Annotated in this window: 25 protein-coding genes, 1 tRNA gene and 1 pseudogene; 14 read left to right on the top strand and 13 right to left on the bottom strand. The window is 49.3% G+C overall.

The genetic code is table 11. From position 1 onward, the window contains the following. The first annotated feature begins 56 nt into the window (after positions 1-56). Positions 57-1,430: a GDSL-type esterase/lipase family protein gene (locus AWQ23_RS05025; RefSeq protein ID WP_062433164.1), complete on the top strand. Its 1,374-nt coding sequence runs from the start codon at positions 57-59 to the stop codon at positions 1,428-1,430. Here the strand turns inward: AWQ23_RS05025 and AWQ23_RS05020 are convergent. Beyond that, positions 1,427-2,416 (bottom strand): NAD(P)-dependent oxidoreductase, encoded by a 990-nt coding sequence (locus AWQ23_RS05020; RefSeq protein ID WP_062433160.1) that lies wholly within the window; start codon positions 2,414-2,416, stop codon positions 1,427-1,429. The genes AWQ23_RS05025 and AWQ23_RS05020 overlap by 4 nt on opposite strands. A 141-nt stretch (positions 2,417-2,557) precedes the next feature. On the opposite strand from AWQ23_RS05020, the gene AWQ23_RS05015 reads away from it, so the two are divergent. Then, positions 2,558-3,022 (top strand): glutathione peroxidase, encoded by a 465-nt coding sequence (locus tag AWQ23_RS05015; RefSeq protein WP_062433158.1) that lies wholly within the window; start codon positions 2,558-2,560, stop codon positions 3,020-3,022. A 145-nt stretch (positions 3,023-3,167) separates the two neighbouring features. After that, positions 3,168-4,220 (top strand): M42 family metallopeptidase, encoded by a 1,053-nt coding sequence (locus tag AWQ23_RS05010; RefSeq protein ID WP_062436516.1) that lies wholly within the window; start codon positions 3,168-3,170, stop codon positions 4,218-4,220. 11 nt (positions 4,221-4,231) lie between these two features. Here the strand turns inward: AWQ23_RS05010 and AWQ23_RS05005 are convergent, their stop codons facing one another. The 4 genes and pseudogenes from AWQ23_RS05005 to AWQ23_RS04995 all read right to left on the bottom strand — a co-directional run bounded on the left by AWQ23_RS05005 (position 4,232) and on the right by AWQ23_RS04995 (position 5,993). Further along, positions 4,232-4,792 (bottom strand): hypothetical protein, encoded by a 561-nt coding sequence (locus AWQ23_RS05005; RefSeq protein ID WP_062433155.1) that lies wholly within the window; start codon positions 4,790-4,792, stop codon positions 4,232-4,234. 87 nt (positions 4,793-4,879) lie between these two features. Next, positions 4,880-5,233 (bottom strand): Uma2 family endonuclease, encoded by a 354-nt coding sequence (locus AWQ23_RS16480; protein ID WP_315862672.1) that lies wholly within the window; start codon positions 5,231-5,233, stop codon positions 4,880-4,882. 19 nt (positions 5,234-5,252) lie between these two features. After that, positions 5,253-5,534, bottom strand: coding sequence for a hypothetical protein (locus AWQ23_RS16475; protein ID WP_315862671.1), 282 nt, complete (start codon positions 5,532-5,534; stop codon positions 5,253-5,255). Positions 5,535-5,537: 3 nt separating this feature from the next. After that, positions 5,538-5,993: pseudogene (locus AWQ23_RS04995) on the bottom strand (DUF29 domain-containing protein). 117 nt (positions 5,994-6,110) lie between these two features. Between AWQ23_RS04995 and AWQ23_RS15840 the strand changes: the two are divergent. Both AWQ23_RS15840 and AWQ23_RS04980 read left to right on the top strand, forming a co-directional pair. After that, a protein-coding gene (locus tag AWQ23_RS15840; RefSeq protein ID WP_157072193.1) for an IS5 family transposase occupies positions 6,111-6,904 on the top strand; the annotation gives its coding sequence in 2 pieces (ribosomal slippage) (positions 6,111-6,447 and positions 6,447-6,904; 795 coding nt in all). A gap of 211 nt (positions 6,905-7,115) precedes the next feature. After that, positions 7,116-7,667 (top strand): DUF4334 domain-containing protein, encoded by a 552-nt coding sequence (locus tag AWQ23_RS04980; RefSeq protein WP_062433148.1) that lies wholly within the window; start codon positions 7,116-7,118, stop codon positions 7,665-7,667. 23 nt (positions 7,668-7,690) lie between these two features. Here AWQ23_RS04980 and AWQ23_RS04975 read toward each other — a convergent pair whose 3' ends face one another. Further along, positions 7,691-9,277 carry a glucose-6-phosphate isomerase gene (locus AWQ23_RS04975; protein ID WP_062433146.1) on the bottom strand — a complete coding sequence of 529 codons (1,587 nt, stop codon included), beginning with the start codon at positions 9,275-9,277 and terminating at the stop codon, positions 7,691-7,693. Positions 9,278-9,396: 119 nt separating this feature from the next. Here AWQ23_RS04975 and AWQ23_RS04970 point away from each other — a divergent pair, with 119 nt between their 5' ends. Beyond that, positions 9,397-11,010, top strand: a complete 1,614-nt coding sequence (locus AWQ23_RS04970) for a S8 family serine peptidase (RefSeq protein WP_062433144.1) — start codon at positions 9,397-9,399, stop codon at positions 11,008-11,010. An 88-nt stretch (positions 11,011-11,098) separates the two neighbouring features. Here the strand turns inward: AWQ23_RS04970 and AWQ23_RS04965 are convergent, their stop codons facing one another. From AWQ23_RS04965 to AWQ23_RS15720, 3 genes are all read right to left on the bottom strand, one after another. After that, the gene (locus tag AWQ23_RS04965) at positions 11,099-11,395 is read right to left on the bottom strand and encodes a type II toxin-antitoxin system RelE/ParE family toxin (RefSeq protein ID WP_062433141.1); all 297 of its coding nucleotides are present in this window, start codon (positions 11,393-11,395) and stop codon (positions 11,099-11,101) included. Further along, positions 11,382-11,600 (bottom strand): TA system antitoxin ParD family protein, encoded by a 219-nt coding sequence (locus AWQ23_RS04960; RefSeq protein ID WP_062433137.1) that lies wholly within the window; start codon positions 11,598-11,600, stop codon positions 11,382-11,384. Before AWQ23_RS04960 ends, AWQ23_RS04965 begins: the two co-directional genes overlap by 14 nt. A 168-nt stretch (positions 11,601-11,768) precedes the next feature. Next, the gene (locus tag AWQ23_RS15720; protein ID WP_071884904.1) at positions 11,769-12,170 is read right to left on the bottom strand and encodes a GFA family protein; all 402 of its coding nucleotides are present in this window, start codon (positions 12,168-12,170) and stop codon (positions 11,769-11,771) included. Between the two features lie 250 nt (positions 12,171-12,420). On the opposite strand from AWQ23_RS15720, the gene AWQ23_RS04955 reads away from it, so the two are divergent. Then, positions 12,421-13,833, top strand: a complete 1,413-nt coding sequence (locus AWQ23_RS04955; protein ID WP_062433135.1) for a hypothetical protein — start codon at positions 12,421-12,423, stop codon at positions 13,831-13,833. On the opposite strand, the gene AWQ23_RS04950 is transcribed toward AWQ23_RS04955, so the two are convergent. Then, positions 13,830-14,753, bottom strand: coding sequence for an RluA family pseudouridine synthase (locus AWQ23_RS04950; RefSeq protein ID WP_062433133.1), 924 nt, complete (start codon positions 14,751-14,753; stop codon positions 13,830-13,832). The genes AWQ23_RS04955 and AWQ23_RS04950 overlap by 4 nt on opposite strands. A gap of 192 nt (positions 14,754-14,945) precedes the next feature. Here AWQ23_RS04950 and AWQ23_RS04945 point away from each other — a divergent pair, with 192 nt between their 5' ends. The 3 genes from AWQ23_RS04945 (at position 14,946) to AWQ23_RS04935 (ending at position 17,183) form a co-directional block, all read left to right on the top strand. Continuing rightward, complete coding sequence (locus AWQ23_RS04945) at positions 14,946-15,041, top strand: photosystem II reaction center protein T (protein ID WP_012306584.1); 96 nt, start codon at positions 14,946-14,948, stop codon at positions 15,039-15,041. Between the two features lie 182 nt (positions 15,042-15,223). Next, complete coding sequence (gene nrdR, locus AWQ23_RS04940; protein WP_012306583.1) at positions 15,224-15,769, top strand: transcriptional regulator NrdR; 546 nt, start codon at positions 15,224-15,226, stop codon at positions 15,767-15,769. Between the two features lie 433 nt (positions 15,770-16,202). Then, positions 16,203-17,183, top strand: a complete 981-nt coding sequence (locus tag AWQ23_RS04935; RefSeq protein WP_012306582.1) for a 30S ribosomal protein S1 — start codon at positions 16,203-16,205, stop codon at positions 17,181-17,183. A gap of 141 nt (positions 17,184-17,324) precedes the next feature. Here AWQ23_RS04935 and pgeF read toward each other — a convergent pair whose 3' ends face one another. Beyond that, the gene (gene pgeF / locus AWQ23_RS04930) at positions 17,325-18,113 is read right to left on the bottom strand and encodes a peptidoglycan editing factor PgeF (RefSeq protein WP_062433131.1); all 789 of its coding nucleotides are present in this window, start codon (positions 18,111-18,113) and stop codon (positions 17,325-17,327) included. Between the two features lie 173 nt (positions 18,114-18,286). Between pgeF and pyrH the strand changes: the two genes are divergently transcribed. From pyrH to AWQ23_RS04915, 3 genes are all read left to right on the top strand, one after another. Continuing rightward, the gene (pyrH, locus tag AWQ23_RS04925) at positions 18,287-19,009 is read left to right on the top strand and encodes a UMP kinase (RefSeq protein WP_012306580.1); all 723 of its coding nucleotides are present in this window, start codon (positions 18,287-18,289) and stop codon (positions 19,007-19,009) included. Next, the gene (frr, locus tag AWQ23_RS04920) at positions 18,996-19,544 is read left to right on the top strand and encodes a ribosome recycling factor (RefSeq protein WP_012306579.1); all 549 of its coding nucleotides are present in this window, start codon (positions 18,996-18,998) and stop codon (positions 19,542-19,544) included. Before pyrH ends, frr begins: the two co-directional genes overlap by 14 nt. Positions 19,545-19,609: 65 nt before the next feature. Continuing rightward, a complete protein-coding gene (locus tag AWQ23_RS04915) occupies positions 19,610-19,885 on the top strand; it encodes a DUF6439 family protein (protein WP_062433129.1) in 276 nt (91 codons plus the stop codon). Here the strand turns inward: AWQ23_RS04915 and AWQ23_RS04910 are convergent. Both AWQ23_RS04910 and AWQ23_RS04905 read right to left on the bottom strand, forming a co-directional pair. Next, entirely contained in the window at positions 19,882-22,410 is a 2,529-nt protein-coding gene (locus tag AWQ23_RS04910) for a mannose-1-phosphate guanyltransferase (protein WP_012306577.1), read from the bottom strand. The genes AWQ23_RS04915 and AWQ23_RS04910 overlap by 4 nt on opposite strands. Positions 22,411-22,663: 253 nt before the next feature. Then, positions 22,664-22,740 (bottom strand) — tRNA-Met (locus tag AWQ23_RS04905). 200 nt (positions 22,741-22,940) lie between these two features. Here AWQ23_RS04905 and AWQ23_RS04900 point away from each other — a divergent pair. Further along, entirely contained in the window at positions 22,941-23,801 is an 861-nt protein-coding gene (locus tag AWQ23_RS04900) for a hypothetical protein (protein ID WP_062433126.1), read from the top strand. Positions 23,802-23,842 lie beyond the last annotated feature (41 nt).

Genomic DNA, 23,842 nt, shown 5'->3' with positions numbered 1-23,842 from the left:
AATGGGCCATCTCCCTTGAAAATAGTTGGAAATTCTCTCGTAAAAGGAAAGCGTACATGTTTAGTCGCGGTCGCCGTCGTTACTCGTCCCTCGGTCGAAGAAAAAAGAAAAAATCCGTTTCTCCCTGGACGATCCTGGTGGCTGTACCGGTGGTACTGCTCGGCCTCGAAGTGGTGGCTCGGCTTGGGTCTGGCTATTTTGAAGGGCAGGATGATCAGCTCTCCCAGGAGGCGATCGCCTACAGCCTAAAATTTGTCGATGACGATCAAAACGTCTACCAAGGCTTAGACAATCGCGGTGAACTCCTTGCCCAGAAAGCCATTGCCACGGGCTACGAACTGGTCGGCAGCCAAGAGAGCGAATTTTTTAGCCTCAACGAACAAGGTTTCCGGGACGAAGAACCGCTGCCTGTCGCCAAACCCCAAGATGAAATTCGTGTGTTTATCCTTGGCAATTCCACCGCCTTTGGTCGGGGTGCCCAGACAAACCAAGAGACGATCGCCGCTTTCCTCGAACAACGTCTCCAAAACCGTGTCCAAGACCAACGACAATCCCCCGGCACCTATCGCCCGGACGTTTTCCCTTTCTTTCCGCCGACCCGCAATCGCTTGGCCCAACTGCCCGCCAAAATTCGAGAGGGAAACTACCGTGTGGTGAATGTGGCCGTACCTGGCTATAGCTCTGGCAATGAGTTGGCCCAGCTTGCCCTGAAGATTTTGCCCTACCAGCCGGATTTAATTGTTCTTCTCAACGGCTATGAAGATCTTCTCCTCCCCAGTGACCAAGCGGCGACGGAGATTCCAAAATTAGCAGAATTTGCCAAAAATCCCGATGCCTACTTCCACCAATACCTCAAGGAATCCTTCCGAAACAAGGCCGAACAAAGTGCTTTAATGCGGGCCGTTTTTGCCTTGACTTCCCCCCGCAAAGCGAACCAGGGGGGCGAAGTGTTTAGCATTCGTGAACGCAACACAACGGGCTTGGCACAACAACTCCCTAACTCCGATGCAGAATTTCAGGAACGTCTAGGGCGCTACCAGGACAATCTGGCGCAGATGGTGGGGCTGTGTGGTGCGGCTCAAATTCCGTTGTTGGTGGCCCTCCAACCAGAAATCACTGGACGCCCTGAAGCTCAACTTGATCCGACGGAAGCAGCGATTCGCCAGCAGCTTGGGGATAACTACACAGAAAGAATGACCACCTATTACCCCCAGTTTGCTGAGACACTGCAACAACTGGCCCAGGACTTTCCGAATAATCTGGAGTTTATTGATTTTTATCGCCTCGATAATCAGTTCCCCACACCGACTTTTATCGACCCGATCCACATTAATGCTGCTGCGAATGAGGTGATGGCTGAGCAACTTTACGGGGCGATCGCCAATTTACCAAAGATGCAGATTATCCCGGAAAATTTCTTCCTCGATTAAGGACGACGTCGGGGAGGAATGCCAGCGCTGGTGAGGACATCACTCAGTTTTGGGCAAGCGGATTCTAAACCGAAGCTGCGGGGATTGTAGGTTTTGCCGTAGGTGAAATGGCGGTAGTCGATACAAAAGCGATCCCAGGCCGCCAACTGAATCCGAAAAACTTTGATAATGAAATTCGCCAACCACAGGGACAGAGGAATTTTAAAGTAAATTTTTTGGCCCATGTGCTCACACAATTCGGCGATCGCCGCGTCGGCAGTTAACGGTTCATTGCCCAGTACAAATTGGCGATCGGGATCCAATGCTCCGGGGGGCAAATCAAAGCGGATGATCGGCGGATTTTCTGCCAGATGGCGCACGACCCGCGCAATATCTTCACCATGGATAAAGTGGAAACTGCCGTCAGCACTGAGAAACTTGGCGATGGATAGCCATTTAATGTGATCCCGCAGGCCCCCCGATAGATGGGAAAAGGGTTTATTTTCACTGCCCCCCGCCACCAGGGTGGGGAAAACCACGGAAATTTTCGGTGCTAATTTCAACGTGCCGAGCTTTTGGTAACACTCGTATTTCGTGCGGATGTAGTCGGTGCCAAAGTCCCGGGCCTCCGTGAGCACTTCATTGTTGCGCCCCAGAATACTCGCTGTGGAAAAATAAATCACCTGTTCACAAATTTCTGGATCGAGTAGATCAATAAGCTGGGCGGTTTTTACCACGTTGGTCTCAAAGGATTCCTGGGCACCACCCCAGGCTGTGGCCGCTAAGATCGCCACGTTAATCGTTTTCAGGAGGTCTGCCTGCTGCTCAATATCTAATAAATCCCCCTGCACCACATGAATGCCGCCCCGGGCTTCGGTGTTGAAGCGTAATTTTTCGGGCGATCGCACCAACAGATAAAGCTCGTAATCGGTGTGGTAAATAAACGTTTCAGCAAGGTAATGGCCAATGCAGCCACTAGCGCCAGTGATAAAGACCTTTTTCGTCATGGGTGGGCGGGATGCGCGATGGAAAGTTGCCCCTTAGTTTAGTATGTGGGGGCCTGTCCCGAAAAATTTTGACCGAGCCTACCCCTGCTCCCCGTCGATCCCCGATAATGGGAACTGTCGTAATAATTCGTAATCATCACCATGGCTTTACCCACAGCGTTAAAAACCCTAGACGGCGCGCCCCTCAGCCCAGAAACCCTCGAAAATAAAGTCGTTTTATTCGTGAATGTAGCGAGCAAATGCGGCTTGACCCCCCAGTACAGTGGCCTGGTTGCCCTCGATCAAGAATATGGTGATCGCGGTTTGGTGATTGTCGGCGTTCCTTGTAATCAGTTCGGCGCCCAGGAACCCGGCCCCCCTGACGAAATCAAAGATTTCACCAAGACCAAATATGACGTAGATTTTACGCTCCTTGAAAAGCAGGATGTCAACGGCGCCAACCGCAGCCCTCTGTACCAGTTCCTCGTGGGAAATGGCCCCGACATCGCCTGGAACTTCGGCAAATTCCTCGTCGGCCGTGACGGTGAAGTCATCGAACGCTTTGAGCCCCAGACGGCCCCCGATGATGCAAACCTGAAAGCGGCCATTGAAAAAGCTTTGGGTTAATACATCCCCCTAAATCCCCCTTCAGAAGGGGGATTTAAAGGCGATCGCCCCTTCCCGCACTTCTGTTTTTCTTCAGATAAAGTTGCGAGAATTCTGGGGGCGATTTTCCTTATTTTTCCTCCATTCTCTACAACTTTTTTTGACCATGAGCCACGATTTTGACCTGCTTTTTGAGCAAATTTCTACCTTAGTCATGCACCATTCCCCCAGTGGCCAAGAAACAGAAATTGACCATTATCTCCTCGCTCTATTCGCCAAACTTGGAGTGAACCATTGGCAAGACCGGGCGGGCAATATCATTGTCAAAATTCCTGGTCAGAATCCGGAAGCAGGGGCGATCGCCATCACCGCCCACAAAGATGAAATCGGGGCGATCGTTAAACAGGTGGATGAACGCACGGGTCGCGTGGAAATTCGGGCCTTGGGTGGGGTTTATCCCTGGATCTACGGCGAAGGGGTTATGGATATCCTCGGTGATAACACAACGATTTCCGGGATTTTGAGCTTTGGGTCGCGTCACGTTTCCCATGAGTCCCCCCAAAAACTGCTGCAAACGGAAAAACCTGTCCAGTGGCACCAAGCTTGGTTGGAAACGAAGTGTCATAGTAGTGAACTGCTTGCCGCTGGGGTGCGTCCGGGGAGTCGGGTCGTGGTCGGGAAACACCGCAAAAAACCGTTCCGCCTGAAAAATTACATCGCCAGCTATACCCTCGACAACAAAGCTTCCCTGGTCATTCTGATTGAACTGGCCCAACGGCTCAAAAATCCCCCCCAAGATGTTTATCTGGTCGCCTCAGCAAAGGAGGAAGTGGGGGCTGTGGGAGCGCTCTACTTCAGTCAAAATACTCAACTGGATGCTTTGGTTGCCCTAGAAATTTGTCCCCTGGCGCGGGAATATGCGATCGCCGCTGGGGATCGGCCCGTGTTACTGTCCCAGGATGGTTACGGGATCTACGATGAAGGCTTGAATCAAGAAATTATCACTGCCGCCGCTGGCATTCACCGACCGCTCCAACAGGCGATTATCCAAGGATTCGGTAGTGATGCTTCCATTGCGATGAAATTTGGCCATGTGTGCCGGGGCGCTTGCCTTAGTTTCCCCACGGAAAATACCCATGGTTACGAGATTGCTCACCTTGGGGCGATCACCCACTGTATTGATATTTTGTTTGCCTATTGTCAACACCCCAAAATTTAATAGCTGACAAATCAAGGTATAAAACCTTCCGTCACATTAGGAGAATCACTATCCATAGATGCTAAGGTTCGTCTTTGAAAATTATTATAGTTAGTAATGCAGGTATTGAGTTTATTTAAAATCTCTTGACGGATTCCATACTCAATTGAATATTTTCTTTCTTTGTGTTTAAAGTGAGAAATTTCATTTAAAAATAGAGTTATGGCCTTATAAATTAGTTTCAAATCAGCTAAATAATTCGCTTCAGTAAGTTGTATCGCCATTAGCCGAAATTGAAAACTTAATTGATTCGCTTGTTCTTCATTTAAGCCATGATCAGCATAATAATATCCAAGCACTTCTGCCATATATTGAGCATACTTTGCAGCCTCTTGGATTTGAAACTGTGACTCTTCAATAGAAGAAAGAATTTTATCCATGAGTAACTCCATCGCGAGTTGGCTCCGAAGATTAGAATCACTAATGATGGAAAGCTCTTTTAACTTTTGCTCGTGTCTTCTTTGATCTTGCTCTTGGATTTGGTCGAGAATTTTATCAAAAAGATTCACCCCAACAAAAAGACTTTCAATCATGATTTTATAAAACCTCAGCTAAATGCTGCATATTTTGATGACAGTGTTTAAATTCTTTGTCACTAATTTCAATGGATATAGTTGAGATTAACGAAAAACTTGATCAATGGCGATCGCAAAATCGGGTAATAAAGGTGAAGTGAGAGCATCATCACCCAGTAAAGTGCAGACCAACTCCAACTGCGCCTGATTTCGCCGATAGACCTCAATGGTTTTCAGTCGCCAATCCACCACCCAATATTCCTGCACCCCATAGAGCGAATATAATTTACGCTTTGCCTCTTTATCCCACTGCTCATTTAATTTGCCCGCCGAGAGAATTTCGATCATTAGTTCCGGCGCAACGGTAAAGTGGCCCGACTCATCCACACCCGTTTCGAGACGGGCATTGCTCACCCACACCACATCGGGAATCACCCCATCATTCGGAGAGAAGACCACCCCTGGAGCCTCAAAAACACTACCAAGACCTGGATTGGTCTGACCAATTACCTAGGGCGATGTGAAGCCGACTGGCAGCACTTTGATGAAAAATATGGGGCGCGCGGGTCACGATTAATTCTCCATCAATAATTTTATAGCGTTTCCAGCCGCCATCGTCGGGCATGGCTTCGAGATCCTGTACTGTCCAGCGAACTGCATTGGCAACCATGGTTTTCCTGGGAGTATTGATATTTTTAGTGTAGTCGATGTCTTCTGGAGCGATCGCCCACTGCTCAGCGCCGAGAATGTGGCAACTCAAAAATCAGGGCAAATAATCTAAATCAAGACTTTCTGGGATTGTAAAGGGTGAGATCTTGGGAAAATTGCCAATAGAAATTCCTGTTTCATCAGCAGCTAAACGGCGGGCATTTTGATAACAGCGTTCAAATTCTTGTTCAAAAAATCCTTTTCAACTCGGACTAATTTCTAAACTGTCTAAAATTCTTTGGCGGTGTTTCGTAATCGTGTAACGCCAACTATTGGTTCTTTTTTTGGGCTGAAACTGATATTTGAGAAGATGCATCAGGAGTATTTTTAGATTGCTTTTAAGGGCATTTTTCTCGCTCCGGCCCATGGTTTCTAGTTCCTCAATCAAATTTCCATAGTCAATCTCCGACAATTTTTCTTCCTTGAGAGAACGCACTGTTTCCGCAAGCCAAAGATTAAAATCTTGGTCATATAAAACTTGCATGGATATTTGAGATTGTGCATTCACCATTATTTAAACCACGATGCTTAGAGGGTGTTTATAAAGTAAAGATAAAGAGAACAGGATTGTTGCCCGTGAAGTCGTTAAGGTCAAGCATAAGCGTAACGACACAGGAGAATAGCACCAATGTCTCAAGCTTCTTACCCCAGTGACCTGACCGATGCAGAATGGGCTTTACTAGAACCCTTGATTCCTGCTCCAAAGTCCGGCGGTCATCCACGTACTACTGATATGCGACAGGTCTGCAATGGGATTTTCTATCTCCTCAAAACCGGTTGTCAATGGGCCTATCTGCCCAAGGACTTTCCTCCCTCCTCCACGGTGTACTACTACTATCGCAAATGGCAGAGGCAGGGAGTTTGGGAAAACATCAACCATGCTTTGCGGACTCGCTGCCGTCAAGCAGTGGGGAAAACCCCAGAACCTAGCGTCCTGATTGCCGATAGCCAATCGGTCAAGACAACAGAAAAAAGGGCGATGTCTATGGCTTCGATGGCGGGAAACAGGTCAAAGGAAGACGGAGAAACTTGCTAGTCGATAGTTTAGGGTTACTTTACAAAGTGATGGTCTCCGAGGGAAATAGCTCAGAACGAACCTTTGCCCTTGCTGCAGTGATGGAGCTAAGGGAGCAGCAACAGCAGATGTTGAAGCGATTGCGGTTGATGTGGGTAGATGCTGGATATCGAGGAGGACGCTTTGCCTTAAGTCTTTGGTTAATGGTGCAAGCAAAGGTGGAAGTGATTAGCAGAAACAGTAAAGAATTCATGGTACTCCCGAAGCGTTGGATTGTTGAACGTACATTTGGTTGGTTGAATTATTATCGTCGCCTTAGTAAAGACTATGAGCAATTATCAGAAGTGTCGGAGGCAGGGATTTATGCTTCCATGAGTCGTCTGATGTTACGTCGGCTAACATCCTAAAGATTTACTTTATAAATGGCCTCTTAATCAAAGAATAATATTTGATATTTATCAAAAACGTAGCGCCATAGGAACTCTAATCTAGCTTTGATTTTTTATTGTCGCCAGCCTCCTATCTAAAAAACTCGCTTTTCTCAAGATCTATCTCACTGCCTGAATTTCTTGTTAGCCTATGGAAATGACCCCAAACATTGATGGAAAGCGATCGCCGATGACGACCACAGCTGAGTTACCAAGCATTTTGCAAACAGGCCAAGGTACGACCCAGGAAGCCCTTGAACTCTTTGACCGCCTCGAAACCGTTGATCTGGACTTTATGTGGGGACGGTGGCGAGGCCGGGGAATTTATACAGGGCACCCGATGGATGGTCTGCTGGAGTTAAGTAACTGGTACGGCAAAGAATTTATCGACCCGGAAACTGTACATCCCCTACTTTTTTCTGGTCGTCAGGGAGAAATTTTTAAAGTAGCTCCCAACCTCAAAACCATGGAGATGGTCTTGAAATTGCCCATGCCTCAAAACCCGGCCTTTAAACCGTTTCTGGGGTTGCTCAATGGCCTATTTAAAACCGAAAAAAGCCAAGCCAGACTCCGAATGATGGAATATCGCGGCAAAGTCAGCGCCACCATGATCTATGACTGCCTGCCCATCAACGATTCCTTTAGGAAAATCAACGAAAATCAGGTGTTTGGTGTGATGGATTTCAAGCAATCTACCCAGCCATTTTTCTTTATCCTGGAGCGCGTGACAGGTCAGCCATAGCTTGAATGTGAGACATTCTGAACTTAGAGACGACTAATCTTTAGCGCACTAGGTTGAGCCGGATTGCCCTCTAATTTCAAGGCGCGACCATTGGCAGCCAGATGACGGACAATTTTGTAAATCACCTCAATTTGTTCAACCGCCCCGACTTTAATCGCTAGGCTATCGAGGGTCAGAGGGGACTCACTCGTCGTTACCGCATCCACCACTTTTTTCTGGAGGTCGAGCACTGATGCGGCTGCTTTTTTCCCAGCTTCGACGCCAGGTTGGTGGTAAGCGTTGATATTGACCAAAGACGCATAGATCGTGACAGCCCGTTCATAGAGGGCAATCAGGGCACCGACAGTACGGGCATCGACATCGGGAACGGTAATGGTAATCGAGTCCCTGCCATTGTCATAGAGGGCTTCGCGGGTGCCGAGCAAAAAGCCGGAGAGAAAATCACCGCTAGTTGCGCCATTTTCGATATCGATAGAGTCACCTTGGCGATCGCCTAACACTTCGATAAAGGTCGCGAAGAAATTGGGAACCCCTTCCCGCAGTTGTTGCACATAGGCGTGCTGATCAGTGGAGCCTTTATTCCCGTAGACAGCGATCCCTTGGTAGACCTTATTGCCGTCGAGATCCTCCTCTTTACCGAGGGATTCCATGATCAGTTGCTGCAAATAGCGGCTAAAGAGCAATAAACGGTCTTTATAGGGCAAAATCACCATATCCTTCTCGCCCCTGCCATTGCCGGAGTAATACCAAGCCAGAGCCAATAATGCCGCCGGATTTTGTTTCAGTTCAGGAATGCGGGTGGCATCATCCATCACTTTTGCGCCGTCGAGCATTGCCCGAATATCAATGCCCTGTAACGCGGCGGCAACTAAACCCACGGCTGATAATTCGGAAGTCCGACCGCCCACCCAGTCATGCATCGGGAAGGTGGTGAGCCAATGCTCGGATTTCGCGACATTTTCGAGTTTGGAGCCAATTCCGGTAATCGCTACTGCATGGGAAGAGAAATCAATTTTGTGGGCTTTGTAGAAATTTTTCACCTCAACCATGCCGTTCCGGGTTTCGGGGGTGCCGCCGGATTTGGAAATGACGATCGCCAAGGTGGTATTCAGCCGATCTTTGACTTGGGCGAGGGTGCGGTCAATGCCGTCGGGATCGGTGTTATCGATGAAATGAATCTTTAACGGCGCATCCACATCGGCGAGGGCTTCGGCGACAAATTGGGGGCCGAGGGCAGACCCGCCAATGCCAATGGAGAGAATATCTGTAAACGGCACACCACCGGGAGCCGTAATTTCTCCCGCATGCACTGCCTTGGCAAATTTTTCGACTTTTTCGAGGGTGTCAACAATATCTGCTTTTAGTTCCGCATTGGGGGCGAGATCAGGGTTACGCAACCAATAGTGACCCACCATTCTGCCTTCATCGGGGTTGGCGATCGCCCCGGCTTCGATCGCTTTTAAATCTTGAAATGCCTTTGCAAACTTCGGTTGTAAACTTTGTACAAACGCCTCATCAAAGCCCATCCGACTGATATCGACGTAAAATTCGAGTTCCGGATGGTAGTAGAGCCAAGCTTGGTAACGTTGCCAGAGTGCGGCGGTATCCATATATAAACTTCTCAACCTGTTTTTTGATGATTTACGTTAAGTTTAACTAGAGGCTGGCGCCGATTTATGTAGCAATTCACATTGTTTAGTATTCAGTTTTGGGTTAATAGCGGAAGATCATGGGAAAATTTAGGCAAAAACGGTCACTTTTTGGGATATTCACCCTCGGTTTGACGGTTTTTGGGGGATTTGAAGGGGCGATCGCCCAGGACTTTAATACCTCTATCGGCGACAACGGGATCCAAGCTACCATCCTCCACCGTGAACCCTACGATCTACTGGGCCGCAAAATTGCTATTGGCCAGGTAGAAATTGGTCGCCCCGGCAAATTTGGCCTCGATAAACGGGCCGTCTGGCAACCCCAACTGGGACTCTCCCAACTGTTTTTCCTCAACGAAAAGGCAACCCCCGATGATCACGTCGATGACCACGCGGGCATGGTAGCGGGAATTATGGTCGGACAAGACAAACGTCAACTGGGAGTCGCCCCGGAAGCCCGTCTGTTTTCCTCGGCGATCGGTTCCACTGACGATTCGGCCCAACCAGAGGAATGTCTCGCGACCCAACACATTGCCCGACAAAATGGCGGCGACGTGCGGGCGATCAATTTCAGTTTTGGGGAATCCCTCAGTCGCGATCCCAGGCCGAATCCAGCCTTAGATGGCAATGCCCTTTTGACCCAATGTTTAGACTGGACAGCGCGGGTTTATGATGTCCTCCATGTGGTAGCCGGAAACCAAGGCACTGGTGGTATCCCGATTCCGACGGATCATTACAACGGCATTACTACCGCCTACACCACCCGGTTTCAAGGGGATACGTTTAATAAAATTGATTTTGCTAATCTCAGTTCCCTGCCTGTGGGCAGTGGCAGTCGTTTGATTCGCCAGGAAATTAATACGGGTTCCCGCCGGGCCATTAGCCTCAGTGCTCCCGGTAGTCAGCTCAATCTGATCACCACCTTTAATAAAATCGACCGGGTGAGCGGTACGAGTTTCGCTGCCCCCCACATCACTGGCACCGTTGCCTTGTTACAAGAATTTAGCGATCGCCAACTGAAAACCCAGGCCGACCCATGGAGCCTCGCTGCCCGTCGCCATGAAGTGATGAAAGCGGTATTGCTCAACAGTGCCGATAAAATTGCCGATACCGGGGACGGGAAGTCTCTGGAAATGACCCGCACGATTCTCAGTAAACAAAATCGTACCTGGCTCGAAGGGGATGCTTACAAAAATCCCGACATTCCCCTGGATATCGAAATGGGTACCGGTCAACTCAACGCCCAACGCGCTTACCAACAATTGGCCGCCGGACAATGGTCAACAACAGCGCCTGTGCCAAGTCGGGGTTGGAATTACGACAAAATTAGCGCCCAAGAGTTTCAGGACTATCATTTCGCCATGCCCCTACAACGGGATTCTTTTGTAGCCCTGACCCTCACTTGGGATCGTTGGGTGGACTTGAATGACCAGAACAATAATGGTCTGTATGATGTGGGAGAAAGTTTTACGGATCGCGGCTTGAATGATCTCAATCTCTATCTCTTGCCAGCGGATGCTGACAATTTAGGCGATGCGGTATGTCGCTCTACCAGTCCCGTTGATAGCGTTGAACATATTTTTTGCCCCGTATCACAAACGGGAAAGTATAAAGTGCGGGTTGTCTATGCCGAGCAAGCCAATCAAGCTAGCCAAGATTATGCGATCGCCTGGTGGACAGCGACAACGCCCTAATTTTTTCTCATGTGGCGATCGCCCAATCAAATTTTCAACATCGACGTTGAGCAGAGAGAGCTTTGGAATTTTGCGCTCGAACTCGTTGTTAGAAGTTTGATTTTTTCAGATCACGATAAAAATTTTCGTGGACGCCAAGTGCAATAAGAATTCTTTTTTCCGCATCCCACTTATAAGCAAGCAGATTTTCCTGTTTTGCCATTTTAAATTTGTAGACCCACACATCAGCTAAATCGCCTTTTTTTTGAACACCAATTTCTGGATTTTCAATAATCGCTTTAACAGCATTATCTAGGTCTGCAATTTCAGTTTTACGAAGCTTCTTTTTTTTCTTGGTAAAGGAGGGAGTTTGATATACTTCGATTTTCTTTTTATTGGAACTCATAAGGTGTTAACTCAGAGTTCTCAGCCTCTTCTTTACCGATGAGGATTTCTTGTACAAAAGCAAAAGACAAATCAGGGTTATCTTCGAGAATTTCACCCATTTTCGCCCAATACTCGATTTGACCAGCAACTGAACGATGCATGGCTTTTGAACGAATTTTAGCCTTTGTCGCCAAAGAGTTAGAGATACGAACGGCAACAGACATACTATTTTTCTAACTAGATGATTGCATTATGCATCATAAGGTTGCGTTTTGCAACAAAAATTCCAATGGGCGCCTGGTGGACAGCGACAACGCCCTAATTTTTTTCGTCAAATACTGTATTTCAGGATGGTGAAGTTAGCGTGCTTTGACTTGTGATGTGATGGTCGCTTAACTTGGCAACCCTTTGAATTTTGGCAGTTCCCCTAACGCTCTATCCCAAGCAGCTTTGCTCGATGTAAAGATGTGGGCAGTTGGCGACATAGAAACTTCTGTGTCCAAACACCCTGCGGGAATGACCAGAAAATCAGCGATCTGAGTGCTTGGCAACGCTGAACCACACAACTTACAAAAGCTTTTGTTGTGGCGAGTACCTGGAAGCGTAAATGTAGTCACTGCATCCACACCAGCCAGCCAAATCAATTTAGCAGACCGCGAAAATAAATTTGCCGAGTGAGCTGACCCTGTATCTTTTTGGCAATGCTGACAATGACACAGGTAAAAGCTGTCGAACTCCCCTTGTACTTTAAATTTCGTGGTTCCACACAGACAAGAACCAAAGTAATCAGTCATCTTTTTTTTCCTATGACCTCTAGGTGACACACACATAGACTATGTATGCTGCGAATAATTTCTGTATAGTGTCCTCTCTGTTATTTTTACATAGAAACTTTTTCCTCCGCTAAATATGGGGTGTTATGCAAAAAAAATCCGTCCAAAATTCGCCTTTTGCCTGGTGGGCTGCTGGGTACACTAGAAACTAAAGAGGTTTCTAGCCCGTCACGGAGTAATATCCGGGCGGATAAATCAGGGGTCAAACGCGATGAAGTGGCACCATTGGGTGGGAATTGGCAGCGTTGTGGTCGGGGTAATTATGGTCGGGGCGATCGCCCCTGGGGTTTCCCAGCATTATCCCTATTACAATAACTCCTTCTCGTGGGGACAGACGGGGCGCGATGGTCGCCCTGGTCGCGATGGTCGCTCCGGCAGCAGTGTCCAAGATCAAACAATCATTATCGATGGCACCGCCCGCACGTTTGACCTAAAGGGTGGCGACGGCGAACCAGGCACTGACGGCGAATATGGCGAAGCGGCCCGCTGTTCTAGCTATTGGCGACGACCAGAACACAATATTCGGGGCGCTGATGGGGGCGATGGCGGTCGAGGCGGCAACGGTGGTAATGGGGGCGATGGCGCGGATGTGACAATTTTCTATCAACAGCCCCAGGATCTCCGCCTAATTTTCATTGACAATCGCGGTGGCGAAGGTGGACTAGAAGGACGAGGCGGTTACGGGGGTCGCGGCTGTGGTTGTCCCTATTCCTCTTGGGTCGTCGAAACTTGCCATCTGGAGGAAGTGGCCAGCAACAATCCCGAAGAAAAACCTAGAAAAGAAGAGCGATGTACTCAACAACGCTATTACTGTACCCCCGGTCGCAATGGTCGTAACGCTCCCGATGGTAACCCTGGCAGAGATGGAACTCCTGGCACCGTGACCCTCATTCAAAATTTAACCACCATCCCTACTGACAATCCCAATACCACCATTTCTCTCGCCGCATTGGAACGATCGGGGACGACCCTCAGCAAAAATATTTGGCGATCGCCTACAGGATTACGCAGCAAATTAGCCAGCGGTTCCCAAGTCCCCGATACCTATCGCGAATATGTCGAACTTTTCACTACGCCGATCCAACTGGTTTGGGCCGCTGATCAACCCCAAACCGCCTTTACCGAAGCACAATTTAGCCTCAGCTTGGGAGACAGTCAGCAGTTAGCAGTACAACAATCGGGGGCAGCTTGGTTAGATTACACCGTTCAACCCCAGGGTAACGGTTTCCAAATCCAAGTTAACCGGGCGATGCAAGCAGATGAGGCCACCCAATTGATCCGCCAGGGTTTGCGGGGAACTGGCCGCGATCTAACTTTCAGCATCCTCGATCTCGGGCCTCGGAGCGATTGGTTAGACACACAATTTATTGTCACCTACCGCACCCGTAATCCCACACCCCAATTTCGGGAGGGCTACACCTACGAAACCCGTTATAGTGGACGCCTTTCCCCAGGAGCAGTGCAGCAAATTGGTTCAGAATATCAACTACGCCTGGGAGATCTCCCCTTGGCTCAAGAGTATTTCCAGAGCGGAATGGTGGTGGATTTAGAAATTACGGCGGAGCGGCGTTTCGGTGAACATCAGACTCAGCAGGTAATCCAGTGGCGGGGGGCGCTGCCCTAGGCCCGCTGCCGCAAAAATCGCAGTAACTTTTCAAATTCTGGAGGTAAAGGGGCGATCGCCTCGATCGTTTCTCCGGTCACTGGATGTTCGACCATGAGCTTGCGGGCATGGAGTGCTTGGCCCGTGAGTTTGACCTTATCAAATTTATTGCTGGTATAGAGGGGATCCCCGATGATTGGATTGCCCATGTGGGCACTGTGAACGCGGATTTGGTGAGTGCGCCCCGTCTCTAGTTTGTAATAGAGCAGGGAATAATTGCCCAGACGTTCCATGATCTCCCAGTGGGTCACCGCCGGACGCCCCGTTTCATCGACGGCCATTTTTTTGCGATCGCCTTTGTGCCGCGCAATCGGTGCCTCAATTGTCCCAGCATCGTTCCGGGGGCAACCGTAGACAATGCCCATGTATTCACGCCTCGCTGTTTTAGCCTTGATTTGCGCCTGTAGATGTTGGTGGGCTTGGTCTGTTTTTGCAATGGCGATCGCCCCGGTCGTGTCCTTATCCAAGCGGTGCACAATGCCAGGCCGCTGTACCCCACCAATGCCTGCTAAATTTTCACCGCAGTGGGCCAACAAACCATGGACAAGGGTGCCTGTATAGTTTCCCGGTGCCGGATGTACCACCATCCCAGCGGGTTTATTAACGATTAAAAAATGCTCATCTTCAAACAAAATATCCAGATCCATTGCCTCCGGTGCGAGGGCCATAGTTGCTGGGGCGGGAATCTTGAGTATTAGGCGATCGCCCACCTTTAATTTTGTCTTTTTCGATTGGCAAAGGGCTTCATTGAGCTGCACTTGACCCTGCTCAATCAATCGCTGCAAACGAGAGCGTGACAACTCTGGGAGCTGCTGGGCCAACCATTGATCCAGGCGTTCCCCTGCTCCTTCAACTTTTAATTCTAAAATTTGTTCCGTCATCCCCTAGCTGTGCCTCGAATAGTCTGCAAAAATCTTTTCCCCAAGCCCCCAAGACCTCATATTTTTCCCAAACGGGGCAGAAAACGTTAAAAAACTTAAAATCTCAATTATCAATAAAACCCCAACTGAGGATCCGAACAAAAAAATGTTAAAGTGAAGCAAAAGTTCAAAACCCAAGGATTTTTTAAAAACATGGATAGTGTTGCTTACATTATTGTGCTAGCGATGGCGTTATCGGTTCTCTTTTTCGCGATCGCCTTCCGCGAACCCCCCCGTATCGAAAAATAAACTTTGATTTTCTCATACCAACCTTTGAAGATCATCCCTGAACTAAAGCGAAAAGTTTGTCTTTTGGGGCAGATTTTTTCTTGGTTCAGGCTTTCTCCGTTTTCCCCCAATCATTAGGATGCACCGATCAGCGGCTGCCATATTTCGCTCAGATCGGCCAACTTTTTTCTGTTCCAATCGTTATGCAATGCCCCTATTGTCAACATACTGATAGTCGCGTTTTAGAGTCAAGATCCACCGGCGCTGGACGGAGTATTCGTCGTCGTCGGGAATGCCTCAGTTGCAAACACCGTTTCACCACCTACGAGCGGATCGAATTTGTGCCCATCTCTGTGATCAAGCGCAATGGTCAAAGTGAAGCCTTTGATCGCTCTAAAATTTTGCGGGGTATGGTGCGGGCTTGTGAAAAAACAACCGTTTTACCCTCGACCCTAGAGGCGATCGCCGAAGAAATTGAAGCCCAACTCCAACAGAAACCCAAGCGCAGCATTACCACAGCCCAAATTGGGGATTTGGTATTGCATCGGCTCCGCCAAGAAAGTGAAGTCGCTTACGTGCGTTTTGCTTCTGTGTACCGGCAGTTTCAAGGGGTTGATGACTTTATCGAAACCCTCAGTCATCTCCAGGACAATGCCGAGCAGGCCAACCTCTGGATTCAGACCCTCAATGAAGACGAAGAATCAGAAGATCTGACTTCTCCCTCAGTCCTAACGCCCTCTGCAAACTAGATTAAACGAGATTTATTTTGTTGATCCCGTTCCCCTGCAGTGACAGCCGAAAAAATAAGCCTGGGAACTTATGGATCTGCGCCATTTTTTGAGATACTATTGATATCCTGTATCTTAATATATTTAACTTTTACATTTTAAGATATGTACCCTGCCATACTGCCTTGATCGTAGTACGGTTTTTCTTGCTGCTGTAAATTACTTATCAAGATGTCATCAAGCATTCAAATTTGAAGACATCCAAGGCTCCCGTAATTTACCCAAAGCTAGTCGAGGCGATGCTTTCCCATCCCTAGACTATTTCTCCCACCAAACATATGTTATGAAAAAGCCATTTTGGGTTGTGCCTTAAATCCCAAAGGTCGGTCGCGTATCGAGGTTGGAGGTCAGCAACAAAAGTTCAGGAGATTAAACACTAGGAATAGAAACACACATGGTCAGTCAGAACACAGCTACAGTAGATATTGGTTTTACCCATGACGATTTTGCCGCTCTCTTAGACAAATACGATTATCACTTCAGCCCTGGAGATATCGTTCCCGGCACCGTATTTAGTATGGAGCCAAGAGGTGCATTGATCGACATCGGCGCGAAAACCGCAGCATATATTCCCATCCAGGAGATGTCCATTAACCGTGTGGATACTCCCGATGAGGTTCTTCAATCTGACGAAACCCGTGAGTTTTTCATTCTCACCGATGAGAACGAAGATGGTCAGCTTACCCTCTCCATCCGCCGTATTGAATACATGAGAGCGTGGGAACGTGTCCGTCAACTCCAAGCAGAAGATGCGACGGTTCGCTCTTTGGTGTTTGCCACCAACCGTGGTGGTGCTTTGGTGCGTATTGAAGGGTTGCGCGGTTTTATTCCCGGTTCTCACATCAGCACTCGCCAAGCGAAAGAAGATCTCGTCGGCCAGGAACTGCCCCTCAAATTCCTCGAAGTCGATGAAGACCGCAATCGCCTCGTCCTCAGCCACCGTCGGGCACTGGTTGAGCGGAAGATGAATGGCTTAGAAGTCGGCGAAGTCGTTGTGGGTTCTGTCCGTGGGATCAAGCCCTATGGTGCGTTTATTGATATCGGCGGTGTCAGCGGCCTGCTCCACATTTCTGAAATCTCCCACGACCACATTGATACCCCCCACAGCGTCTTCCAGGTGAACGACGAACTGAAGGTAATGATCATTGATCTCGATGCGGAACGGGGTCGGATCTCCTTGTCGACGAAGCAGCTTGAACCCGAACCGGGCGATATGCTCAAGAACCGTGACCTTGTGTTTGAAAAGGCCGAGGAAATGGCAGAGAAGTACCGCGAAAAGCTCCGGGCTGAAGCGGCTGGTCTGACCGTTGAAGATCAAGTGGACGAGAGCGAAGATCTCGATACTGATGATGAATACATGAGTGCAACAGAGTAGGGTGAAGTAGTTGCGGAAACCAGGTATTTTCCTCTGGGTTCCACAAGCTTTTTCTATAAACTGCACAACTGATTGCAAATTTTAGCGATGAAGGGAGGTACTGCAAAGGCCTCTCTTTTTTATCGAAACTTTCGCCTGGGGTTAGCGGGAAACAATTCCTGACCATTGCACGTTTTTTTGGTTACTGCGGCGATAGGAAAAGAAATGTTCAGGCTGTTGGTAGGTGCAGTGGGGGGCGATCGCCATTTGCCCAAGATCTAGACCCAACTGCTCAAGCTGTAATTGATTGACGCGACGGACATCAAGGCGCACTTTTTCATGCTCATCATCGGGCAAGATCGGTGAATCCAGGAGATTTTCCAAGGCGAGGAGCATCCCATCGAGATCATCTACAAGATCCTGCAAGCCTAAACTGACTCCCATCTCGACGGCAACATCGGTGGAGACTTGGTAAACTTCGCCACTGATGGCCGGGCCAAGGGCAACTAGCAAATCTTTTATTTCAGAACCCGCATCGAGAAACTTTTGAATCGCTTCGGGGATAATCCGTTTTGCTGTGCCCCGCCAGCCCGCATGGATGGCCGCCACTTGTCCGGTGCGGCGATCGCCAATGAGTGCTGGCGTACAATCTGCTGTGGCGACAAAAACAGCCTGTTGGGAAGCCGTTGAAACAATCCCATCCGCTGGCGAAAAATGCTCCCCTTCCCAATTAATTTCGTGGGGCGTGAGGACGGTATTCCCATGCACCTGTTTGACACGGTAGGTTGGGATTTCCGGATGGAAAATTTTCACAAGATTTTCTGGCAGTTCCGGGGCAAAAGCTTGGGTGAAAAAGCCATGGTGCCAAGGCTCTAGCAGTGCACAGGTTAAATAGGGCCGCCCTTCCCATTCTTGCCAATGCCATTGATCTGCGGCGGTGACTGCGCCCATTGCCGTTGCTCCAGTGATAATTTTTGATTTAGATTCACTTTAATAATCTAAATGGTAATAAAAAATAAAATACTTTTTCAGGGCGCAAAGTTTTCTTGGGTCGGGCCGCAATTTCCGAAAAGCTGCTATTTTAATGGAGGCAAAACGCGAGTTAGATAGGAACGGGACAACCGATGGCGTACCAACGTGTTCTTTTAAAGCTGAGTGGTGAGGCTCTGATGGGGGATCTCGGTTACGGGATTGACCCGCAAATCGTATCAGACATCGCCAAAGAAATTGCGGAAGTTGTCTCCAGCGGTGTGCAAATTGTGATCGTGGTTGGCGGTGGCAATATTTTCCGTGGGGTACAGGCTTCGGCTAAAGGGATGGATCGGGCCACGGCGGATTATATTGGCATGATCGCGACGGTGATGAATGCGATGACCCTCCAGGATGCCCTCGAACAAATCGATATTCCGACCCGAGTCCAAACGGCGATCGCCATGCAAGAGGTCGCAGAACCCTATATCCGGCGACGGGCTATCCGGCATTTAGAAAAAGGCCGGGTAGTAATTTTTGGCGCAGGCTCCGGGAATCCATTCTTTACCACCGATACCACCGCTGCCCTGAGGGCCGCCGAAATTGACGCCGAAGTGATCTTCAAAGCCACCAAAGTTGATGGGGTTTACGATAGCGATCCAGCGAAAAATCCCGCAGCAAAACGCTATGAAAGCTTGACCTATGCCCACGTTCTCGCCAATGATTTAAGGGTAATGGATGGGACGGCGATCGCCCTTTGCAAAGAAAACGACATCCCAATTATGGTGTTTAATCTATTTGAGAAAGGCAACATTGTCCGTGCCGTTAAAGGTGAACCAGTTGGAACAATCGTGGGAGGTTCCTGTGCAGTTAAGTGAACTTAGAGAAAATATGCAAAAGACCATTGAGGCAACCCAGCGGTCTTTTAACACCCTCCGGACAGGGAGAGCCAGCGCCTCCCTCCTCGACCGGATTACGGTGGAATATTACGGTGCAGAAACTCCCCTAAAATCGTTGGCGAGTATTTCGACACCCGACTCCAGCACCATTATGATCCAACCCTTTGATCGGGGTAGTTTGAGTGATGTGGAGCGGGCCATTTCCATGTCCGATTTGGGTCTGACCCCCAACAATGATGGGACAAATATCCGCTTAAATATTCCGCCGCTAACGAAGGAGCGCCGTCAAGAATTGGTCAAAACGGCTGGAAAATTAGCTGAAGAAGGAAAAGTGGCCCTCCGCAATATTCGCCGTGATGCCATTGATGATGTGCGCAAACAGGAGAAAAATAGCGACATTTCCGAGGATGAATCCCGTAGCTTGCAGGACGATATCCAGAAGGTGACGGACGAGTTTACGACAAAAATCGATGACCTGCTCAAGATCAAAGAAAAAGACATTATGACGGTCTAGGGTATCGGGGTTTACCATGGTAAACCCCGACATTTTTATATATTCGCAATCAATGGGTTTTTGTGATGGGTAATGTTTTAACGTCTGATTTAACTCAAATCGATAGCCTTGAATTGGCACAGGCATTGGCGGCAAAGTTGGCGATCGCCCCCAATGATTGGCACAGATTAAAAGGCAACCGCAAAATCCAAGCCCAACAACATTTATCTGCGGCTCTGGTTTTTTTGTTGAATGACAATCCCGCCGCCGCCCTGCAACATCTAGAACAGGCCCAAGGATGGTTAGACCGGACAATCTCCGCGCCCCCTTGTCCCGACCACGGCCGTAAAACCGCGTCCTAAAATTCTGGCATATCGCCGTTTTGTTCCCGTTCGATGAAACTCTGCACCTTGTGGCGATAATCCCGCAAGGATTCTTCGACCCATTCCCGGCTTTCACTGTTGACGTAAATATGTACTAATGGTTCCCCAGCGTCGGGCAGCACCAGCACCCAGTTATCCGAAACCGGATCAATAATTTTGACGCCATCGATCAACACCAGGCGATCGCTCTCATGGATTTCGACCAAGTGCCGCATTAAAGCTCCCTTCACCCGCCAGGGACAACGCATCGTGTAAGACTTGTGGAAAACGATTGGTAATTCTGCCCGAATTTGACCGAGCGATCGCTCTTGGATGGTCAACATCTCAATTAATTTGGCGATCGTGAACATCGCATCAAAGCCAGGGTGCAGCTCCGGGAAAATAAAACCCATGTCTCCACTTCCCCCTAACACCACATGGGGATTATTCCGGCAGGCTTCCATGAGGGCTGTGGGGTTGGCCTTGGTGCGGATCACATGGCCATCATGGCGGCGGGCAATTTGTTCTACAGCACTCGACGCATAGATGGGCACCACGACGGAACTGCGTGGACTGGCCGTGAAGAGAATGCTCGTCAGCAAGGCCGTGAGGCGTTCCCCATAGATAGATAGTCCCGATTCATCGACGAGGGTGAGTTGTTCTCCGTTGGCGGCAACCTGTACTCCCATGCTGGCGCGTAGGGCTTCTACCACATGGCCCAACTGCAACAGTAGGGATTCTTTCTCTTGGCCCACAGGGGAATTTTGCTTAAGGCTAGCGTTTAGGACAACGGCATCACAGCTAAATTTATTCAAAATAGTCGGCAAAACAGCACCAGATACGGCATAGGCGTAGTCAATGACCACCTTTGAGCCACTATTCATCAAGGCACCAATATTGAGGTGATCTTCAAAGCGCTGACTATATTGCTCAATAATTTGCGCCGGACAGGACATTTCACCAATTTCGGCGATCGCCACCCGCCTGAGATCTTCTTTAAAATAAACCCCCTCAATTTTCTTTTCCTTCGCCTTAGAAATATTGATTCCTTGGCTGTCGAGAAATTCAATTAGCAGATGATCCGACCGTTCCGGGTGGAGCCGCACATGAATTCCCCCTTCCACATCTAGAATATTCGCCATGGTTCGAGCGATGGGAATTGCTGTGGCCTGGAGATTTTGCACGCCAATCCCCGCCGACATTAACCCCGCAATCAAGGAACGACTCACCATCCGCGAGACACTGCGCTGATCCCGTGAAACTAGCACCATCGAGCCAATTTTTAAAGTCGAACCGTAGGCCGCCCCCAGTTTGACGGCAAATTCGGGGGTGATATCAATATTGGCGAGGCCAGAAACCCCGCGCTGACCAAACAGATTCCGCTGGGCTGTGCTGCCCCAGATGAGGTTGATATTCACAATCGCCCCCGCCTCAATCCGTTTATTGGGCCAGATTCGCACGCCAGTACCAATGTGGGCTTCTTCTTCCACGGTGGATAATGCCCCCACCACGGCTCCTTCTAAAATATGGGCGCGGCGATCAACCCGGCTTCCCCGCACCACCGTACAGGCCCGCAACTGCACTTCATCGCCCAAGACCACGCCGTTCCAGAGAATAGGACGTTTGAGGTCAGAGTCGGCACCGACGGTCACGTTATCGCCAATGACCGTACCGGGTTCAATGTGAACTCTAGCCCCAATGCGGCAGTTATCACCAATCATCGCTGGGGGGGAAATCGTCGCACTGTCGTCAATAAAGGTATTGTGGCCAATCCAAATCCCTGGCGATCGCTCTTCATAGGAATATTCCACATGGACTTTCCGGGCGAGGGCATCGTACTGGGCTTTACGGTAGGCATCAAGGTGTCCGACATCACACCAGTAGCCATCGGCAATGTAGCCATACATCGGTTCTCCCCGGTCGAGGAGCAGGGGAAAGAGATCCTTCGAGAAGTCGCATTCTTCGTTTTCCGGGAGATATTTCAGCACCTCCGGTTCAAGGATGTAAGTGCCTGTGTTGACGGTATCGGAAAAAATTTCACTGGTGGAGGGTTTTTCGAGGAAGCGACTAATTTGTCCGTTTTCTTCGGTGATGACGACACCAAACTCAACGGGATTGGGAACACGGGTAAGAACCAGGGTCGCCTTGGAACCTTTTTCACGGTGGAAGGCGATCGCCGCCGCGAGATCAAAATCCGTAATGCTATCCCCACTAATCACCACAAAGGTTTCGGTAAGCAGTTCTTCGACATTTTTGACGCAGCCCGCCGTCCCTAAAGGTTGCTCTTCTTCCACGGCATAATGCATTTTGACACCAAACTCGTGGCCATCCTGAAAATAGTCCCGCATGATGTCCGGCACATAGTGGAGCGTGGCAATCACTTCGGTAATGCGGTGGCGTTTGAGCAGATTGATGATGTGTTCAGCAATGGGGCGATTGAGCACTGGCACCATCGGCTTCGGTAAATCACAAGTCAGGGGACGCAACCTTGTCCCAGCACCACCTGCCATTAAAACTGCACGCATAAAAAATCTCCGCTGTACCGCAATATCAAAATACGCGGCGGACTCAGCCAAAAAAATTCCCTGGGCGATGTCGCGATCAAAGAAGTTCTCTGGTTGTCCCGCTGCCTCTCTTACTTTGGCATTGTATTGTGGAGTTCTCGGTTTGACGGCAATGGTTCGCTAACAAGAGACAATCTTTAAAATTAGAATGCTCAATACTGCCTAAAACAACAAAACCCCACCCAGAGGTGAGGCATTGCTTTCTGATTCGATTTGGTGGCGGGAGGCGGATTTGAACCACCGACCTTCGGGTTATGAGCCCGACGAGCTACCAGACTGCTCTATCCCGCGGCGCTTTTACTAGCATAAACCCCCTCAAGAAAAATGGCAACCCCCCAGGAAAGATTCTTGGGGATCTGAAGAAATCTTCACCAGTTAAACAAGCAAGAACCAGCTTTTGGCAAAACAATCAACGGGGGAAGGCGATCGCCTAAAATGAGAACGCAGATTTTCTGCTGCTGTGTGATGTTTTGTAATTTTTGGCGTAACCCATGAGCCAAGCTGATCCCCAAGCTTCCCTGAGCCGTCTCAAACAAACCCTAGCCCAACTGCAACAAGTGGTCGCCGACCTGGAAACAGGAACCAGCCAGATTCCAACGGCGGCCCTCGATACCCTGAGCACCGATACAGAAAATTTGATTCGGCAACTACAGCAGCAACCGGAAGCGGCGATTAATCCTGTGGTAGAAGTCCCTGCGAATACTCCTGGGGTTGAAGTACCGACCGCCCCAGTGCCCAAGGTCAAACCCCGGCGTGTTGAACCCGTACCTCGTCGGCCCCGACGGCAACCCTGGTGGCAGCAACAAAAACTTTGGCTGGGTGCGGCAACGGCGGCGATCGCCTTTATTTTTCTCTGGAAATTCACGACCCAAACGCCCCAACTCAGCGAAGATATTGCCCAATCCCCAGTGACGGAGCCGACAGAAGAAGTTTCCCCCGTTACCCCCAAGCCAGAAACCCCCGCACCGCAAGTGGCCCCCAAAGTTTCAGAACCAGCTCCAGCCGCCAGCGTAGAACCCCCCAAACCCCTGACCCCGGAACAACGTTTAATTGCGGCAATTCAAGCCCAGTTAGATGAAGTTACCCAACCCTATGGGGACAACATTGTGCGCATGATCCAGGCGGATTTTGACACCAATACCCTGCGGATTACGGTAGGTGATGCTTGGTATCTCTTGCGAGAGGGGTTGCAAGATCGCCTCGGCATGGAGGTTTTAGAATTAGCCCAGTTGCTCGATTTTAAAAAGATGGTTGTGGAAGATTTAGCCGGAAATTTCGTGGCGCGGAATCCGGTTGTGGGCGATCGCCTTGTGATTGTGCGGCGCTATCAAGATTTCCAGGGGGAAAGCTGAAGCTAAGTCTGAGTCGGTGCATTCAGCCCATAAACCCGTTA

Origin of the sequence: Picosynechococcus sp. PCC 73109 (assembly GCF_001521855.1) — a bacterium.
In the GTDB taxonomy this organism is placed as follows: domain Bacteria; phylum Cyanobacteriota; class Cyanobacteriia; order Cyanobacteriales; family MRBY01; genus MRBY01.
This window is presented reverse-complemented; position numbering and strand designations above follow the sequence as displayed.

Bases quoted from the DNA above. Each gene is read 5' to 3' on its own strand.
- AWQ23_RS05025 (WP_062433164.1), top strand. From the start codon at position 57: ATGTTTAGTCGCGGTCGCCGTCGTTACTCGTCCCTCGGTCGAAGAAAA.
- AWQ23_RS05020 (WP_062433160.1), bottom strand. From the start codon at position 2,416: ATGACGAAAAAGGTCTTTATCACTGGCGCTAGTGGCTGCATTGGCCAT.
- AWQ23_RS05015 (WP_062433158.1), top strand. From the start codon at position 2,558: ATGGCTTTACCCACAGCGTTAAAAACCCTAGACGGCGCGCCCCTCAGC.
- AWQ23_RS05010 (WP_062436516.1), top strand. From the start codon at position 3,168: ATGAGCCACGATTTTGACCTGCTTTTTGAGCAAATTTCTACCTTAGTC.
- AWQ23_RS05005 (WP_062433155.1), bottom strand. From the start codon at position 4,792: ATGATTGAAAGTCTTTTTGTTGGGGTGAATCTTTTTGATAAAATTCTC.
- AWQ23_RS04980 (WP_062433148.1), top strand. From the start codon at position 7,116: ATGACGACCACAGCTGAGTTACCAAGCATTTTGCAAACAGGCCAAGGT.
- AWQ23_RS04975 (WP_062433146.1), bottom strand. From the start codon at position 9,277: ATGGATACCGCCGCACTCTGGCAACGTTACCAAGCTTGGCTCTACTAC.
- AWQ23_RS04970 (WP_062433144.1), top strand. From the start codon at position 9,397: ATGGGAAAATTTAGGCAAAAACGGTCACTTTTTGGGATATTCACCCTC.
- AWQ23_RS04965 (WP_062433141.1), bottom strand. From the start codon at position 11,395: ATGAGTTCCAATAAAAAGAAAATCGAAGTATATCAAACTCCCTCCTTT.
- AWQ23_RS04960 (WP_062433137.1), bottom strand. From the start codon at position 11,600: ATGTCTGTTGCCGTTCGTATCTCTAACTCTTTGGCGACAAAGGCTAAA.
- AWQ23_RS15720 (WP_071884904.1), bottom strand. From the start codon at position 12,170: ATGACTGATTACTTTGGTTCTTGTCTGTGTGGAACCACGAAATTTAAA.
- AWQ23_RS04955 (WP_062433135.1), top strand. From the start codon at position 12,421: ATGAAGTGGCACCATTGGGTGGGAATTGGCAGCGTTGTGGTCGGGGTA.
- AWQ23_RS04950 (WP_062433133.1), bottom strand. From the start codon at position 14,753: ATGACGGAACAAATTTTAGAATTAAAAGTTGAAGGAGCAGGGGAACGC.
- AWQ23_RS04945 (WP_012306584.1), top strand. From the start codon at position 14,946: ATGGATAGTGTTGCTTACATTATTGTGCTAGCGATGGCGTTATCGGTT.
- nrdR (WP_012306583.1), top strand. From the start codon at position 15,224: ATGCAATGCCCCTATTGTCAACATACTGATAGTCGCGTTTTAGAGTCA.
- AWQ23_RS04935 (WP_012306582.1), top strand. From the start codon at position 16,203: ATGGTCAGTCAGAACACAGCTACAGTAGATATTGGTTTTACCCATGAC.
- pgeF (WP_062433131.1), bottom strand. From the start codon at position 18,113: ATGGGCGCAGTCACCGCCGCAGATCAATGGCATTGGCAAGAATGGGAA.
- pyrH (WP_012306580.1), top strand. From the start codon at position 18,287: ATGGCGTACCAACGTGTTCTTTTAAAGCTGAGTGGTGAGGCTCTGATG.
- AWQ23_RS04915 (WP_062433129.1), top strand. From the start codon at position 19,610: ATGGGTAATGTTTTAACGTCTGATTTAACTCAAATCGATAGCCTTGAA.
- AWQ23_RS04910 (WP_012306577.1), bottom strand. From the start codon at position 22,410: ATGCGTGCAGTTTTAATGGCAGGTGGTGCTGGGACAAGGTTGCGTCCC.
- AWQ23_RS04900 (WP_062433126.1), top strand. From the start codon at position 22,941: ATGAGCCAAGCTGATCCCCAAGCTTCCCTGAGCCGTCTCAAACAAACC.